General features: G+C 71.4%; 15 protein-coding genes. 9 read left to right on the top strand and 6 right to left on the bottom strand.

Annotation, left to right across the window (positions count from 1 at the left end):
- The first annotated feature begins 49 nt into the window (after positions 1–49).
- Positions 50–931: a fructosamine kinase family protein gene (locus IH26_RS0136375; RefSeq protein ID WP_030440817.1), complete on the top strand. Its 882-nt coding sequence runs from the start codon at positions 50–52 to the stop codon at positions 929–931.
- Here the strand turns inward: IH26_RS0136375 and IH26_RS0136380 are convergent.
- On the bottom strand, positions 924–1,679 hold the full coding sequence (locus tag IH26_RS0136380) for a class I SAM-dependent methyltransferase (RefSeq protein ID WP_030440818.1): 756 nt from the start codon (positions 1,677–1,679) through the stop codon (positions 924–926). The genes IH26_RS0136375 and IH26_RS0136380 overlap by 8 nt on opposite strands.
- Positions 1,680–1,850: 171 nt before the next feature.
- Here IH26_RS0136380 and moaA point away from each other — a divergent pair, with 171 nt between their 5' ends.
- Genes moaA through IH26_RS0136400 form a run of 4 tightly spaced genes read left to right on the top strand, consistent with a single transcriptional unit; the run spans position 1,851 to position 7,491 of the window.
- Entirely contained in the window at positions 1,851–2,858 is a 1,008-nt protein-coding gene (gene moaA, locus IH26_RS0136385; protein ID WP_030440819.1) for a GTP 3',8-cyclase MoaA, read from the top strand.
- A complete protein-coding gene (locus tag IH26_RS0136390; RefSeq protein WP_051809179.1) occupies positions 2,806–3,102 on the top strand; it encodes a MoaD/ThiS family protein in 297 nt (98 codons plus the stop codon). The genes moaA and IH26_RS0136390 overlap by 53 nt, the downstream gene beginning before the upstream one ends.
- A gap of 11 nt (positions 3,103–3,113) precedes the next feature.
- The gene (locus IH26_RS0136395; RefSeq protein ID WP_030440821.1) at positions 3,114–4,274 is read left to right on the top strand and encodes a metallophosphoesterase; all 1,161 of its coding nucleotides are present in this window, start codon (positions 3,114–3,116) and stop codon (positions 4,272–4,274) included.
- A 46-nt stretch (positions 4,275–4,320) separates the two neighbouring features.
- Entirely contained in the window at positions 4,321–7,491 is a 3,171-nt protein-coding gene (locus IH26_RS0136400) for a UvrD-helicase domain-containing protein (RefSeq protein WP_030440822.1), read from the top strand.
- On the opposite strand, the gene IH26_RS54420 is transcribed toward IH26_RS0136400, so the two are convergent.
- Positions 7,478–8,161, bottom strand: a complete 684-nt coding sequence (locus tag IH26_RS54420; protein WP_034216706.1) for a prepilin peptidase — start codon at positions 8,159–8,161, stop codon at positions 7,478–7,480. The genes IH26_RS0136400 and IH26_RS54420 overlap by 14 nt on opposite strands.
- 137 nt (positions 8,162–8,298) lie before the next feature.
- Here IH26_RS54420 and IH26_RS0136410 point away from each other — a divergent pair, with 137 nt between their 5' ends.
- The 4 genes from IH26_RS0136410 to IH26_RS0136425 all read left to right on the top strand — a co-directional run bounded on the left by IH26_RS0136410 (position 8,299) and on the right by IH26_RS0136425 (position 12,201).
- Complete coding sequence (locus IH26_RS0136410; protein ID WP_245665823.1) at positions 8,299–8,928, top strand: LppU/SCO3897 family protein; 630 nt, start codon at positions 8,299–8,301, stop codon at positions 8,926–8,928.
- A 99-nt stretch (positions 8,929–9,027) separates the two neighbouring features.
- The gene (locus tag IH26_RS0136415; protein WP_030440825.1) at positions 9,028–10,233 is read left to right on the top strand and encodes an ATP-binding protein; all 1,206 of its coding nucleotides are present in this window, start codon (positions 9,028–9,030) and stop codon (positions 10,231–10,233) included.
- A gap of 28 nt (positions 10,234–10,261) precedes the next feature.
- Entirely contained in the window at positions 10,262–10,774 is a 513-nt protein-coding gene (locus tag IH26_RS0136420) for a DoxX family membrane protein (RefSeq protein ID WP_030440826.1), read from the top strand.
- 104 nt (positions 10,775–10,878) lie between these two features.
- Positions 10,879–12,201 (top strand): glycosyltransferase 87 family protein, encoded by a 1,323-nt coding sequence (locus tag IH26_RS0136425; RefSeq protein ID WP_051809181.1) that lies wholly within the window; start codon positions 10,879–10,881, stop codon positions 12,199–12,201.
- A 17-nt stretch (positions 12,202–12,218) separates the two neighbouring features.
- On the opposite strand, the gene IH26_RS0136430 is transcribed toward IH26_RS0136425, so the two are convergent.
- The 4 genes from IH26_RS0136430 to moaC all read right to left on the bottom strand — a co-directional run bounded on the left by IH26_RS0136430 (position 12,219) and on the right by moaC (position 15,090).
- Entirely contained in the window at positions 12,219–12,644 is a 426-nt protein-coding gene (locus IH26_RS0136430) for a molybdenum cofactor biosynthesis protein MoaE (protein WP_030440828.1), read from the bottom strand.
- A 103-nt stretch (positions 12,645–12,747) separates the two neighbouring features.
- On the bottom strand, positions 12,748–13,974 hold the full coding sequence (locus IH26_RS0136435; protein WP_030440829.1) for a molybdopterin molybdotransferase MoeA: 1,227 nt from the start codon (positions 13,972–13,974) through the stop codon (positions 12,748–12,750).
- 148 nt (positions 13,975–14,122) lie between these two features.
- Complete coding sequence (locus IH26_RS0136440; RefSeq protein WP_030440830.1) at positions 14,123–14,602, bottom strand: MogA/MoaB family molybdenum cofactor biosynthesis protein; 480 nt, start codon at positions 14,600–14,602, stop codon at positions 14,123–14,125.
- Positions 14,599–15,090 (bottom strand): cyclic pyranopterin monophosphate synthase MoaC, encoded by a 492-nt coding sequence (gene moaC, locus IH26_RS0136445; RefSeq protein WP_030440831.1) that lies wholly within the window; start codon positions 15,088–15,090, stop codon positions 14,599–14,601. Before moaC ends, IH26_RS0136440 begins: the two co-directional genes overlap by 4 nt.
- Between the last annotated feature and the right edge of the window lie 305 nt (positions 15,091–15,395).

Below are 15,395 nucleotides of genomic sequence, written 5' to 3' on the forward strand. Positions count from 1 at the left end.
TTTTGACTCCCTTTCCGGACCTCCGTAAGCCGAAGTGGAAGATAACCCCGTGGACCAGGCGTACTTACGCGCGCACCCCGAGCATCTCCCGACATTTCTCACGCACCAGCGGATCCGCGAAACCCCGGTGGGCGGCGGCAGCGTCTCCGCCGCGAGCCGCCTGACCCTGGACGACGGCACCTCGGTCTTCGCGAAAACCTGGCCACAGGGCGATCCACCTGCGGATTTCTACGAGGCCGAGGCTGCCGGCCTGCGCTGGCTGGCCGAGGCGGGTGCCCCGGTCCCCGAGCTGATCGTCGGCCTGCCCCAGATGCTGGCCACCGAATGGCTGGACGAGGCGTCTCCCACCCCCGAGTCCGCGGAGCGCCTGGGCCGCGACCTGGCCGCCCTGCATCGGTCCGGCGCGGAGAGCTTCGGGGCGCCGTGGCCCGGCTACATCGGCCCGCTCCCGATGGACAACACGCCAGATCCGGGGCCGTGGGGCCGGTGGTTCGCCGCGCGGCGGCTGCTGCCGTTCGTCCGGCTCTCCGCCGACCGGGGCGTGCTGACCTCGGATGACGTGGCGCTGCTGGAGCGGCTGGTGGCCGCGCTCGACACCCATCCCGATCCGGAGCCGCCGAGCCGCACCCACGGTGACCTCTGGCCCGGCAACATCCTGTGGTCGACGACGAGGGCCTACCTGATCGACCCGGCAGCGCAGGGCGCCCACCGGGAGACCGACCTGGCGGAGCTGGCCCTGTTCGGCGGCGCCCCCTACCTGGATCGCATCCTGGCCGCCTACCAAGAGGTGCACCCGCTGACCGACGGCTGGTGCGCCCGCGTCCCCCTGCACCAGCTACACCTCTTACTAGTGCACGCCGCGGCGTTCGGCGCCGCCTACCGAAGCGAGGTGACAACGGCCGCCAAATCAGCACTCCGAGCGATCACCTAAGCAGCCGTCGACCACTGATGAGGAAGCGCTGGGAGTGGGCTACGAACGGTCCCTTGCGCTCGATCTGGTCGTGCAGGGCCTGGAGGCGGTCACGGTAGGCCGCGACGGTGAAGCCCGGGACGGTCCAGATGACCTTGCGCAGGAAGACGATGACGGCCGCCACGTCGAAGAACTCGATGCGTAGGGCTTCGCTGCGCAGATCCGTCACGTCGAGGCCGGCGGCGGTTGCGGCTTCGCGGGCGAGCTCGGGGTCGCGGGCGCGGCCGACCTTCTGCGGGCCCATCATGAAGTCGATCAGCTCGCGCAGGGACCCGGCGCCGACGTGCTGCGCGAGATAGGTGCCGCCGGGAGCGAGGACGCGGGCCACCTCGTCCCAGTGGACCGTGACCGGGTGGCGGCTGGTCACCAGGTCGAAGTCGCCGTCCGGGAAGGGCAGGGGGTCGTCCTCACCCAGCTCGACCACTCGACCGCCGAGTGGGGCCAGCCGCTCGCGGGCCAGCGCGGCGTTGGCCGGCCAACCCTCGGTGGCGACCAGCACCTCGGGCGCCCGCGGGATGGTGGCGAGCACCTCGCCGCCGCCGGTCTGCAGGTCCAGCGCGCGTCGGGCGGTGGCCATCCGCTCGCCCAATAGTCGCGCATAACCCCAGGACGGCCGTTCCTCGGTGGCCCGCCCGGCGAACCACGAGAAGTCCCACCCCTCGACCGGGACCGTCGACCCCTCGGCCACCAGCTCGTCGAACGTCGCCATGACATCACCCTCCCGCCCACGCAGGATTCTGGCCAACCAGTTTCACGCGATCATCTCGGCCCCACGCGTTGTCCACAGGGCGATATCGGCGCGGGCACTGCCGGGCGGAAACGACTAGATTCGGAGCATGAACGAGATGGCGAGATCGGCCCCGGGCGTGAGGAGGCGCTCGTGACTGGGCTCGTTGATCGATTTGGGCGGATCGCTACCGATCTGCGGGTGTCGCTGACCGATAAATGCAATCTGCGCTGCACCTATTGCATGCCGGCGGAGGGGCTGGCCTGGCTGCCCCGGGAGGAGCAGCTCACCGACGACGAGGTGGGCCGGCTCATCCGCATCGGGGTGGAGCGGCTGGGCATCCAGGAGGTGCGGTTCACCGGCGGCGAGCCGCTGCTGCGGCGCGGGCTGCTCGAGATCGTTGCGGCGGCCGCCCGGTTAGAGCCGCGGCCCCGGTTGATGCTGACCACCAATGGCATCGGGCTGGAGCGGATCGCCGAGGAGCTTCGCGATGCCGGGCTCGACCGGATCAACGTGTCGCTGGACACGCTGGATCCGGAGCGGTTCCGGGCGCTCACCAGGCGCGATCGGCTGGATGACGTGTTGCGGGGCCTGGAGGCGGCGGCCTCGGCGGGGCTGACGCCGGTCAAAGTCAACACGGTGCTGATGCGCGGCATCAACGAGGACGAGGCGCCCGAGCTGCTGAAGTACGCGTTGACCTACGGCTACCAGCTGCGGTTCATCGAGCAGATGCCGCTCGACGCCCAGCACCAGTGGGACCGGCACACGATGGTCACGGCCGACGAGATTCTGGCGGCGTTGGAGCCGTTCGGTCTGGAGGCCGATCCTGTTTCACGTGGAACCGCGCCGGCCGAGACCTGGCTCGTGCCCGGGCACGTGGACGCGGCCGGTGAGCCGGCCCGAGTGGGCGTCATCGCCAGCGTGACCAGGCCTTTCTGCGGCGACTGCGACCGCACCAGGCTCACGGCGGACGGCCAGATCCGCAACTGCCTGTTCGCCACCGAGGAGAGCGACCTGCGCAAACTGCTGCGCGCCGGGGCGTCGGATGCGGAGATCGCGGAGGCCTGGCGGGTGGCGATGCGGGGTAAGCGGGCGGGGCACGGCATCGATGATCCAAGCTTCTTGCAGCCGGCTCGACCGATGTCGGCGATCGGAGGCTGATGTGATCACCGTGCGGCTCTTCGCGGGGGCGCGGGCCGCCGCGGGCGGGGTGTCCACCGAGGGGGCGGAGGCCGGGTCGCTCGTGGAACTGGTGCAACTGCTGACCGATCGGCACGGGGAGCGGTTGGGGCTGGTGTTGAAGTCGGCCAGCTTCCTCGTGGACGGGCTGGCCTGCCACGACCGCGAGGCGCCGCTGCCGGCCGACGTGACGGTGGACGTGCTGCCGCCGTTCGCGGGCGGCTGAGCCCGGCGGTGTTGCTCGCGCTCCTTGGGCTGATCCTTGTCGTGGTCGGGCTCGTCCATTTCTATCTGTGGAAGCGACTCGTGCGAGACCCGCTGCGCCCCGGGTGGGCCCGGCGGGTCGGCGGTGTCGTGGCGGTCGGGCTGGCCGTGCTGGTGCCGGCCACGCTGATCGGGGCCCGAGGGTACGCGGAGTGGCTGGCTTGGCCGGGCTACCTGTGGCTGGCCCTGATGTTCTACCTGCTGGTGACGCTGATTCCGCTGGAGATCCCACGGGCGGCCATCCTGCTCTTGTGGCGCACGCGGAGACGTACGGCCGAAAAGGTCGGCAACGACCAGAGCGAGGCGGACGGCGGGGTTGAGCGCCGGCTCGTGCTGGCGCGGGGGATCGCGATCTTTGCCGGGCTGACCGCCGCCGGCGTCACGGGGTACGGGGTGAAGACCGCTCTGGGGCCGCCGCAGATCAACCGGTGGGCCATGCCCATGCGGAAGCTGCCGCGCGGCATGGACGGGACGCGGCTGGTCGTCGTCTCCGATATCCACCTGGGGCCGCTGGCGGGGACGCATCACGTCGGGCGGATCGTTGACCTGATCAATTCGGTGAAGGCGGACATGGTGTGCGTCGTCGGTGATCTGGTTGACGGGACGGTGGCGGAGCTGGGGCGGTTCGCGACACCGCTGGCCGACATCGAGTCGCGGTATGGGGCGTATTTCGTGACCGGGAATCACGAGTACTACTCGGGCTATGCGCCCTGGGTGGAGGAGGTCGCGCAACTGGGCGTCCGGCCCCTGCGAAACGAACGCGTCGAGATCAACGGACTGGATCTCGCCGGCGTCAACGACCTCGGCGGCACGCAGTACGGCGATGCCCCCGACTTCGCCAAGGCGTTGGGCGATCGGGACACCACCCGGCCCGTCGTGCTGATGGCCCACCAGCCCGTCGCCGCCCGCCAGGCCGCCCCGTTCGGAGTCGATCTCCAGGTTTCCGGGCACACCCACGGCGGCCAGATGGCACCCTTCAACCTGGTGGTCGGGCTGCAACAACCCGTCGTCTCCGGCTACGGCGACGTGGACGGCGTCCCGGTCTTCGTGACCAACGGCGCCGGCACCTGGGGCCCGCCGGTACGGGTCGGCGCGCCCCCGCAGGTCACGGTCATCGAATTGCGGGCGGTGTGAAAAACGGCGCGTGGCGATTGGTAGCGGAACCGGAGGGCATGACAGGATGCAGCGCGTGCCCTCGGAGAACGCAGGGTCCTCGGTCGCCGCGGACACATACGTCGCGGATCTGCACATCCACTCCCGGTTCTCCCGCGCCTGCAGCCGTGATCTGACGCTCCCCAACCTGGCCTGGTGGGCCCGCCGCAAGGGCATCGCCCTGCTCGGCACCGGCGACTTCACCCATCCCGCGTGGTTCGACCATCTCAAGGAGAGCCTGGTCGAGGACGCCGCGGGCCTGTTCCGGTACCGGGACGAGGACGAGGTGACCAACCGTCTGCCGGGATCGCTGCAGGCGGCGGAAAAAGTGAAGTTCATGCTGAGCGTCGAGATCTCGACGATCTACAAGCGAGACGACCGCACCCGCAAGGTGCACCACCTCATCTACATGCCGGATTTCGCGGCGGCGGCCCGCTTCAACACCGCGCTGGGCCGCATCGGCAACCTGACCGCCGACGGCCGCCCGATCCTCGGGCTCGACTCCCGCGACCTGCTGGAGATCACCCTCGAGGCGGGCGGTTACCTGGTCCCCGCGCACATCTGGACACCTTGGTTCTCGGCGCTCGGCTCGAAGTCCGGCTTCGACGCGATCGCCGACTGCTACGCCGATCTCGCCGAGCACATCACCGCCGTGGAGACCGGTCTCTCCTCGGACCCGGAGATGAACTGGCGAGTGTCCAGCCTGGACCGTTACCGGCTGGTCTCGAACTCGGACGCACACTCGCCGGCCGCGCTGGCCCGGGAGGCGACGCTCTTCACCGGCGTGCCCGACTACGAGGCCGTCAAGAACGGCACGACGCTCAAGGGCACGCTCGAGTTCTTCCCGGAGGAGGGCAAGTACCACGCCGACGGGCACCGGGTCTGCGGGGTCAACTGGGAGCCGGAGCGCACCCGGGAGGCCGGCGGCCGCTGCCCCGAGTGCGGCAAGCCGCTGACCGTGGGCGTGTTGAGCCGGGTCGAGGACCTCGCGGACCGGCCGGTCGGCTACCACCGGGACGGTCACGTCGAGCACCTGATCCAGCTGCACGAGGTGCTCGGCGAGATCAACGGCGTCGGGCCGAAGTCGAAGACGGTCGAGGCCCAGATCAACCACCTGGTCGCCACGCTCGGCTCGGAGCTGGACATCCTGCGGAAGGTGACGCTCGCCGAGATCGGGCAGGCCGGCGGGGACGACCTCCAGGAGGCGATCACTCGGCTTCGCCGCGGCGATGTCCGCCGGGTCCCCGGCTATGACGGCGAATATGGCGTTATCTCCCTGTTCGACCCCAGCGAGCTCAAGCACAAATCGGGCCCGGCCCAGACCGAGACGCTGTTCGACGTGGCCTTGTTCGAGGTCCCCCAGCAGCGCCAGCCAGAGAAACCAGCAAATATCGCGAAAAAGGTGGTCAAACCGGTCAGGGAGCCGAAGAAGGCCCCGCCGATCGCGCCCCCGGCAAGCCCGCACGAACCATTCGAGCCGATGCTCGCCGGAATGGAAGAAGTAGGAACGGGCCTGCTCGACCGCCTGGACGCCATGCAACGGGTGGCGGCAAGCGCCCCCGGCGGCCCCCTGCTGATCGTCGCCGGCCCCGGCACCGGCAAGACCCGCACCCTGACCCACCGTATCGCCTACCTCTGCGCCGAACTGGGCGTCTTCCCGCACCGCTGCCTGGCGATCACCTTCACCCGCCGGGCCGCCGCCGAACTGCGCGAACGCCTGGACGCCCTGCTCGGCGACGGCGCCGAGGACATCACCGTCGGCACCTTCCACTCGGTTGGCCTGACCATCCTCAAGGAGAACGCCAAGGCGGCCGGCCTGGGGCCGAACTGGCGCATCGCCGAGGAGCACGAGCAGAAGGAAGCCCGCGACCAGGCCGGGGACGACGACTTCGCGTACCGCAAGCTCCTGAGGCAGCAGGATCTCGTCGACCTCGACGATTTGATCAAGATGCCGGTCGAGCTGCTGCGCGACGAGCCCGCGCTGGTCGAGAGGTACCGCAAGCAGTGGCAGTGGATCTTCGTGGACGAGTATCAGGACGTCGACGAGGTCCAGTACGAGCTGCTGCGGCTGCTCAGCCCGGCGGACGGCAACCTGTGCGCGATCGGCGACCCCGACCAGGCCATCTACTCGTTCCGTGGCGCCGACGTGAAGTACTTCCTGCGCTTCAACGAGGACTTCGTCGACGCCCGCCTGGTCCGCCTGACCCGCAACTACCGGTCGAGCGCCCCGATCCTGGCCGCCGCCGTACAGGCCATCGCACCGTCCTCACTGGTCAGTGGCCGCCGGCTGGACCCGGCCCGGCTCGACCCCGAGGCCGCGCTGGTCGGCCGCTATCCGGCCGCGAGCGTCGCCGACGAGGCCGACTTCGTGGTCCGCACGATCGACGAGCTGGTCGGCGGCCTGTCCCACCGCTCGCTGGATTCGGGCCGGATCGACTCCCGCTCGGCCACCGCCGGCAATCTGTCCTTCTCGGACATCGCGGTCCTCTACCGCACCGACGCCCAGTCCGGCCCGATCGTCGAGGCGCTCTCCCGGGCCGGCGTGCCGGTGCAGAAGCGCTCGCACAACCGGCTGCGCGACCGGGCCGGCGTGCGGGTCATCGCCCGCGAGCTGCGGCACGCCGGCGGCCTGGGCGGCTCGCTCGCCGCCCGGGTGAAGTTGACCGCGCAGGTGCTCGCCCAGCGCTTCGCCGCGCCGACCCTGGACGCCGAGCAGCTGGCCCCCGAGGACATCTGGACCGCCGCCGACCTGCTCACGCCGCTGGCCCAGCGCCTGAGCAGCGAAGATCCGAGCGACGACCTCCCCCGCCTGCTGCAGGAGATCGAGACCGGCGCCGAGGTGGACGCGCTCGACCCGCGGGCCGAGGCGGTCAACCTGCTCACCCTGCACGCCGCCAAGGGCCTCGAGTTCCCGGTGGTCTTCCTGGTCGGCTGCGAGGACGGCCTGCTGCCGATGCGCTGGCCGGGTTCGGCGCCGGCGGACGACGAGATCGCCGAGGAGCGCCGCCTCTTCTTCGTCGGCCTCACCCGCGCCCAGGATCGCCTCTACCTCAGCCATGCCGCGCGCCGGTTCCGGCACGGCAGCGAGCGCGAGCAGAGCCCGACACCGTTCCTCGACGCGATCGACTCGGGCTTGTTCGAGCGCCTCGGCGACACCGTCCCGGCCCGTCCGAAGGATCGCCAGCTCAGGCTGCTGTGAGCGCGAGCAGCGCCCCGATCAGCAGCGCCGGACCGAACGGCAGCTCCTTTCGCCGGCCGCTGACCAGCAGGAACAGCGCGATCGGCCCATTGATCAGGTGGGGTGTGAGCACGCCGACGACCACCGCCGGCCAGCCGGCGAATCCCAGGATCAACGCGAGCACGGCGGCCAGCTTCAGGTCACCGAGCCCAAGACCACCGAGCAGAACCAGGATTGCGTACGCCGTGAGCACCGTCCCCGCAGCCAGGACCGCGGGCCCGACCCGCTCCGGGCGCAGCAGGGCCAACGGCACACCGGCCAGCAGCGCCACCGCACCGACCAGTCGATCGGGCAGCCGCAGGCAGCGCAGGTCGATCACCGCGAGCAGCACTCCCGGAACGGCCGCCACCAGATAGACCGGCAGCAGCGGCGACGGCCCGATCGCGACCGCCAGCACCGCGGCCACCGCCCCGCCGGCGAGAACGGCACCGGCCGCACTCCCGGAGCACGGGCACGCCGGCCCCGCCCGTACCCACCCTGGCAAGCCCGGGGGAAACGGCCGCAAGCAATCCGCGCAGTGTCGGCGAGGCTGGTCGGCGTAGCCGACCGCGAGACGGTGGGCGAGCCGGGGCAGGAACGCGGCGGACGACGCGCCGAAGCCGGCCGCGAAGATCACGAGGAGTGGCGACACGACCGTGGACCGTAGCCGCCGAACCCGCCCGGCGGGCGTCGTGTTGCCGACAGCAGCGGCGATTCCGTGCGGGTTTGCCACACCCCCGCACGCTAACGTGGCAGACAGCGTCTGACCGCACCCGGAGGAAACCTTCCATGTCGCAAAATGGCCCCCATTCCGGCCCGCCATGGTCGCACGGGAACTCCGACGAGCCGTATACCGAGCCCGCCGACCCCTGGAGTGACCAGGGCGCGGCCGTGCCGCCGGAACCGTCGTGGGGCGGCCAGTCGTCATCCATTCCGCAGCAGCCCCTAGGGCATTCGTCCGAGTCGATGTGGGGCCAGCCGGTGCCGGCGCCCCCGAAGCGGAACACCCCGATCATCGCGCTCGTGATCACCCTCGGCGTGCTGATCTGCGTCGGCCTCGGCACCACCGCCTGGCTGCTGAAGGAGCGCGCCGACAAGCCGAAGGCCTCGCCGAGCCCGTCGGACGCGGCCACCAACCCCGGCCCGGCGCCGCTGGGCAGCGAGGACGCCCGGTTCTACGTGAAACAGGGCGACTGCGTGGTCAACCAGGGCACCGACGACCAGCCCGAGATGCGCGCGACCGCCTGCACGTCGGGCACGTACGAGGTGCTCAAGCGCATCGACGGCAAGACCACGGGGGAGAAGGACGCCGAGGCCAAGTGCTCGAAGGTGCCGGGCTACACGAAGTGGTACTTCTACGACAGCCCGCTCGACGACCTGGACTTCGTGCTCTGCCTCAAGGAGCATAAGACGCTCTAGCGCTTTCTTGCTCAGAGGCTAGATTCCGGTAGAAGACACTCGCGAGGTTTCGCTAGCGGACTCTAGCTATTTCGCTAGACGACCCGATACGGTGCAATCGTGGATCCGGTGAGGAATCCGTACGCGCCCGGCGCCGGGCAGCGCCCGCCCGAGCTGGCCGGGCGAGGCCGCGAGCTGGACGCCTTCGACGTGGTGCTCGAGCGGGTCGCCCGCGGCCGCCCCGAGCGCAGCCTGGTCCTCACCGGCCTGCGCGGCGTCGGCAAGACGGTGCTGCTCAACACGCTGCGCTCGGCCGCGATCGGCCGGCTCTGGGGCACCGGCAAGATCGAGGCCCGCCCCGACCAGTCGCTGCGCCGCCCGGTCTCGGCCGCCCTGCACATGGCCATCCGCGAGCTCGCGCCGCACCACCGCGACCCCGATCGGGTGGACGAGGTGCTCGCCGTGCTCAAGGCGTTCGCGCTGCGGGTCAACGACCCGAACGGTAAGATTCGCGACCGCTGGTCCCCCGGCATCGACGTGCCGCCGGCCCGCGGCCGGGCCGACTCCGGCGACATCGAGATCGACCTGGTCGAGCTGTTCACCGACGCGGCCTCGATCGCCACCGACGTCGGCACCGGCATCGCCCTGTTCATCGACGAGATGCAGGATCTGGGGCCGGCCGACGTCTCCGCGCTGTGCGCCGCCTGCCACGAGCTGTCCCAGCTCGGCGCGCCGCTGATCGTGGTGGGCGCGGGCCTGCCGCACCTGCCGGCCGTGCTGTCCGCGGCCAAGTCCTATTCCGAGCGGCTCTTCCGCTACCAGCGGATCGACCGCCTCGACCGGGTCTCGGCCGATCTGGCGCTCAGCGCGCCGGCCGCCCGCGAGGAGGTGGAGTACGAGGCGAAGGCGCTGGACCTGCTCTACGAGAAGTCGGGCGGCTATCCGTACTTCGTCCAGGCGTACGGGAAAGCCACCTGGGATCACGCCCCGCAGTCCCCGGTCACCGACGCCGACGTGCGGGTCGCCGCGCCCGAGGCGGAGGCCGAGCTCGCGGTCGGCTTCTTCGGCTCGCGCTTCGAGCGGGCCACCCCGGCCGAGCGCGAGTACATGCGGGCGATGGCCACGCTCTCCGGCGATCCGGACAACGACATGGACGCCGCGGTGCCCACCGCCGACATCGCCACCGCGCTCGGCCGCAAGCCGGCCAGCCTCTCCCCAGCCCGGGACGCCCTGATCAAGAAGGGTCTGATCTATTCGGGCGAGCGGGGCACGGTCGCGTTCACGGTGCCGCACTTCGGCCGATACCTGCGTACCCAGCCGGTATGAGGCCCGCTCGGCGGGTATAACCAATTTCATGAGACCCGTACGCACCGCGGCCCGTGCCATGCTCGCCTCGATCTTCGTGGTCGACGGCGTCCGCCATCTGATCAGTCCGGAGGCCAAGGTCGAGACGGCGCGCGCGGTGCTCGACAAGGTCGGCCCGATGCTGGAGAAGCTGGACCCGCGCATCCCGACCGACCCGCGCACGATCGTGCGGGCCAAGGCGGCGACCGACGTGGCGGCCGGTCTCGCGCTCGCCACCGGGCATTTCACCCGCCCGGCCGCCGCGCTGCTCGCCGCCGGCCTGGTGCCGACCACCATGGTCGAGCGCGGCGACATGCCGACCTCGCTGCTCAAGAACCTCGGCCTGCTCGGCGGCCTGCTGATCGCCGCGGCCGACACCGAGGGCCGGCCGAGCCTGCACTACCGCACGACGCACGCGGTCGGCCGCTCGCAGCGGGCCGTGAAGCGTGCGGCGAAGGCGGCTAAGCGCGAGGCCAAGATCGCCACCAGGTCCGCCGCAATAGCTCGAAAGCTTCCTGGGTGACCTTGAAGCGATCCCTGCGTTAAAGCGATCGAGGGCCGCGCGGGCTGGTCTGCGCCTTCGAGAGCGACGGGGGTCGCGCCATGCCGGCGAAGCACACAAGGTCCGTGGTGGTCGTTCTGGGCGGCATCGCCGCCGGCCTAGCGATCATCAGACTGCAGCAGGCGTACGGGATGAGCACCGTCGCCGCCAATTGGCACGCCTCCGGCCCGGCCGCGCTGCTGCTCGCTCCCCTGGCCCGGCTGCCCGTCCCGTTCGCCGGACTGCTGCTCGCGCTGACCGGCGTGACCGCGCTGGGCCTGGCCCTGATCGCCCTGGTCGGCCCGATCGCCCGCCGGTACGGCAAGTCCCGCTTCTGGGCCGTCCTCGCCGCGGCCGGCCTGGCCCTCCCGGTCGCGCCGGTGCGGGCCACGCTCGGCCTCGGCTGCCTGGATCTCCTCCTCTTCGGCCTGATCAGCGCCGACGTGGTGGCGCTGCGCCGCTCGGCGTGGGCGCGCAGCCGAGCGGCGTGGTGGGCCGGGCCGCCCGCCTCCCGCGCCCCTGCCTCCCGTGGCCCCGGCGGCCGCGGCCCTCGCGGCCAGTTGCTGGGCCTGCCGCGCCGCACCCCCGGGGGCCAGCTGCTGGGCCTGCCGCGCCGCACCCCCGGTGGCCGGCTGCCGGATCTGCCGCGCCCCGCCCCCGGCGGCCGGCTGCTGGCCCTGCTGCGCCGGGGCTGGGCCACCGGCGCGTGGGCCGGCGTAGGCACCGGGATCGCCACCGCGCTCGCCTTCGGCCCGTGCCTGTTCATCGTCTACTACGCGGTGACCCGGCAGTGGCGGGCCGCGCTGACCGCACTCGGCACCGCGGTCACCCTGCTCGGCGCGGCGGCGGTGATCGCGCCCGGCCGGTTCCTGCGCCGATCGGCGTCGCTGGCCGATCCGCTCAACCAGTCGCTGGCCGGGGTGCTGGCCCGGCTCTACAACTCGGCGAGCACGCCGGTGCTGATCTGGCTGTCGTTCGCCGGGCTGCTGGTGGCGGTCGGGATGATCCGGGCCCGGTCGGCCCACGCCGACGGAGACGAGATCGCCGCGTTCACGCTGGTGGGGCTGGCGGGCGCGGCGGTCGGGCCGGTGACCCGGATCCACGAGATGATGTGGATCCTGCCTGCGGTCCTGATCCTCGTGGACGCGGCGGCCCGGCGGAAGGTCACCGCTCGGCGGCCGCGGGCGCGGCGCTTTCCGGGGATCGGGTTCGCCCTCGCCGCCGGCCTGGTCTACCTGCTGGTGGTGGTCGATCCACGGTGGACGACCGGGTGGAACGGCTATGCGTTCGCCCTGATCCTGCTGCTCAACGCCCTGCCGTGGCGGCCGGGGGTGGCACCGGCGGTGCCGGCTCGGCGGGTGCCCCCGATCCAGCGGGTGCCGGCCATTCCCGGCCCGCGCGGTCGATGACGAGCGGGCCGCCACGTCTACGGGCAGTTGACCCACTCTTCGGTGCCGTCGGTGAAGACCTGACGCTTCCAGATCGGCAGGCGGGCCTTCACCTCGTCGACCAGCCGGGCGCACGCCGCGAACGCCGCCGCCCGATGCGCCGTGCTCACCGACGCCACCAGGGCGACGTCGCCGATCGCCAGCGTGCCGATCCGGTGGGACACGGCGACCGCGTACACCTCTGGGTCGGCGGCAATCTCGGCCGCCACCTCGCGCAGGATCTTCTCGGCGGTGGGGTGGCCCTCGTACTCGAGCAGCGTCACCCCCCGGCCGCCGTCGTGATCGCGCACGACGCCCTGGAAGGAAACGACCGCCCCGGCGCGCGTCTCGACGACCGCCTTCTCGTGGGCCGCCAGGTCGAGCGGCACGTCCAGCACCTGCGCGGTGACAACGATCCCGGTCATCGGCGCCCCTCGGCTAGGTTCGGTCGCTCCACGGCTCGCACGTCGGGCCGTTCTCCGGCCCGACGTGCGGCTCGCTCTCCGGCGACTGACGCGGCTGGCGCGATCATGGCCGCTCCCCGGCGAGCAACGGCAACGGCAGGAACGGCACCAGGTCGCCCGCCGCGGCCGTGCTACCCGGGCGAACGACCACGAAACCGTGCGCATTGGACAGACCGCGCAGCATCGCCGAGCCGACGTGGCCGACCGGCGTCGCGATCCGGCCGTCGCGGTCGAGGCGGGCCAGAGCCAGATGCGTGAACCCGCCGCGCCCGGGCACCGCCGCGCCGGCCTCGACCCGGGTCAGGCTCGGCGCTGGCCGGCCCTGCAGGCCGGCCAGCAGCGGGGCGACCAGGGTGATCAGGGCGATCACGGCGGACTGCGGGTTCCCGGGCAGGCCGGCCAGGAACCGGGGACGACCCTCCGGGCCCGGGACGCGGGCGAGCAGCATCGGGAAGCCGGGGCGGACGGCGACGGTGTTCACCACATACTCGGCGCCGAGCTCGGCCAGCGTGGGGTGCAGGTGGTCGACCGGGCCGTGCATGGTGCCGCCGGTGGTGCAGACCAGATCGGCGGCGGCGAGGGCGCCGTGTACCGCCTCGAGGTGGGCGGGCAGCGTGTCGCGGACCGGCCCGGCCACCGCGGCCGGCTCGACGGTGGCGCCGCACCGGCGCAGCCAGCCCGGCACCTGCGGGCCGAGCGAGTCACGCACCCGGCCGGCGCCCGGCGTGCCCGCGGTGAGCAGCTCGTCGCCGAAGACCAGCACCCCGGCGCGCGGCCGCGGTAGCACGCTCAGCGTCTCGTAGCCGCACGTCGCGGCGACGCCGATCACCGCCGGGTCGACCGCGGTGCCGGCCGGCAGCAGCTCCTCGTCCTTGGCCGCCTCCTCGCCGGGCAGCCGCCAGTCGGGCAGCGCCCGGGGCTCGCCGCGGACCAGGCCGGCGCCGTCGCGGGTCGATTCCTCGACGCGGACCAGCGCGGTCGCACCGGCCGGCACCATCGCGCCGGTCGCGATCTCGACGCAGGCGCCCTCCTCGTCGAGCGCGGGGGCGATGCCGCCGGCGAGGACACGGCCGACGACGCGCCATGGCTGTGGGCCGCGCACCGCCCAGCCGTCGATGCTCGAGGTGGCGAAGGCAGGCAGGTCGGTGAGCGCGCGCAACGGCTCGGCGAGCGTGCGGCCGTCCGCCTCGGGCAGCGAGATCAGCTCGGCCGGCCCGGCGGCTTGGCGGCCCGCCTCGTACGCGAGGGCGCGCGCTTGTTCCCAGTCGACCGGAGTCGCGTCAACACTCACCGTTGGAGCGTATCCGGCGTCACCCCCGGCGGCCGCCGCTAGGTGCCCGGCTAGGCAGCGTCCCACCATGTGGAAGATCGCCGTTGTCGAGTTTTGCACCATCCGTCTAGGACTCGGTGCCTAATCCTCCGAGTACAGTCCTCGCGGGCTAGCCCGTCCGCGGGTGGTCACCGCCGTTGATCTGGTCGACCGTGTGCTTGAGCAGGGGTTTCAGCACCGCCAGGCCATCCTTGGCCCCACCGGACGAACCGGGCAAATTCACAATTAGCGTACGCCCGGCGACTCCCGCGAGCCCTCGGGAGAGGGCGGCCGCCGGCACCCTGTCGCGGCTGTATGCCCTGATCGCCTCGGCGATGCCCGGGATCTCGAAGTCGAGCACGCCACGGGTCGCCTCCGGGGTCCGGTCGGTCGGGGTCACCCCCGTTCCGCCGCTGGTCAGGACCACGTCGATCCCCTCGGCGACGGCCGCGCGCAGGGCCTCGGCGACCGGCTCGCCGTCCGGGACCACGACCGGGTCAGCGACCTCGCAGCCGAGCTCCCGCAGGCCGATGACCAGGCGCGGACCGCTCGTATCGGCATATACCCCGCTCGCCGCCCGGTTGCTGGCGACGATCACTCGGGCCCTCATCGACGGTCCTCCGGGCGTACCCAATCGCCGGTCTTCCCGCCCTCCTTACGAAGGACCCGGACGTTCTCGATGCTCGCCGCCGGGTCCACCGCCTTGATCATGTCAATCATGGCGAGGCCGGCGGTCGCGACGGCAGTCAACGCCTCCATCTCCACACCGGTACGGTCGGCGGTCTTGGTGATCGCGGTGATCTCGACGGCACTGTCGGTGAGCTCGAGGTCGATCACGACGCCATGCAGGCCAATCGGGTGGCAGAGAGGAATCAGATCGGGAGTTCGCTTCGCACCCATGATCCCAGCGAGCCGGGCGACGGCGAGCGCATCACCCTTGGGCAGGCCATCCGCGCGTAGCAGAGCGATGACCTCCGGGGTGGTGGCCACGCGGCCGGCCGCTGTCGCGCGCCGAGCGGAGATGTCTTTTGCGGAAACGTCGACCATGCGCGCGGCGCCGGTCTCGTCAACGTGAGTGAGCGGGGATCGGTCGGGCATACCGGGAGTTTATAGAACGTTCGGTGGATCACTCCGTTAGCTCAATCGCAGCGTGCGGCCCACAATTTCCGGTAGACAAATATTCATGATCTACGCGCAGGTCAGGAGCCTTCCGAGGTTACGGATAACAGGTAGATCCGTCAATCCATAGCGTTAGTCGAGCGGCACTCTCAGCTATTCGGACACTGCGACCAAAACGTCAATTCAAGTAGCTCAGAGTTTTGCATTCGGGACTGCCAGTAACGGGTCGCCGATCGATTATCGTGTTCTGCGCATACCGACACAAATCGGTTCCGATCACGACT

It is taken from the genome of Actinoplanes subtropicus (genome assembly GCF_000721705.1).
GTDB lineage: Bacteria > Actinomycetota > Actinomycetes > Mycobacteriales > Micromonosporaceae > Actinoplanes > Actinoplanes subtropicus.

Excerpts from the sequence above, each read along its gene's own strand:
- IH26_RS0136380 (WP_030440818.1), bottom strand. The coding sequence starts at position 1,679 with ATGGCGACGTTCGACGAGCTGGTGGCCGAGGGGTCGACGGTCCCGGTC.
- IH26_RS0136390 (WP_051809179.1), top strand. The coding sequence starts at position 2,806 with ATGATCCAAGCTTCTTGCAGCCGGCTCGACCGATGTCGGCGATCGGAG.
- IH26_RS0136400 (WP_030440822.1), top strand. The coding sequence starts at position 4,321 with ATGCAGCGCGTGCCCTCGGAGAACGCAGGGTCCTCGGTCGCCGCGGAC.
- IH26_RS0136410 (WP_245665823.1), top strand. The coding sequence starts at position 8,299 with ATGTCGCAAAATGGCCCCCATTCCGGCCCGCCATGGTCGCACGGGAAC.
- IH26_RS0136420 (WP_030440826.1), top strand. The coding sequence starts at position 10,262 with ATGAGACCCGTACGCACCGCGGCCCGTGCCATGCTCGCCTCGATCTTC.
- IH26_RS0136430 (WP_030440828.1), bottom strand. The coding sequence starts at position 12,644 with ATGACCGGGATCGTTGTCACCGCGCAGGTGCTGGACGTGCCGCTCGAC.
- IH26_RS0136440 (WP_030440830.1), bottom strand. The coding sequence starts at position 14,602 with ATGAGGGCCCGAGTGATCGTCGCCAGCAACCGGGCGGCGAGCGGGGTA.
- moaC (WP_030440831.1), bottom strand. The coding sequence starts at position 15,090 with ATGCCCGACCGATCCCCGCTCACTCACGTTGACGAGACCGGCGCCGCG.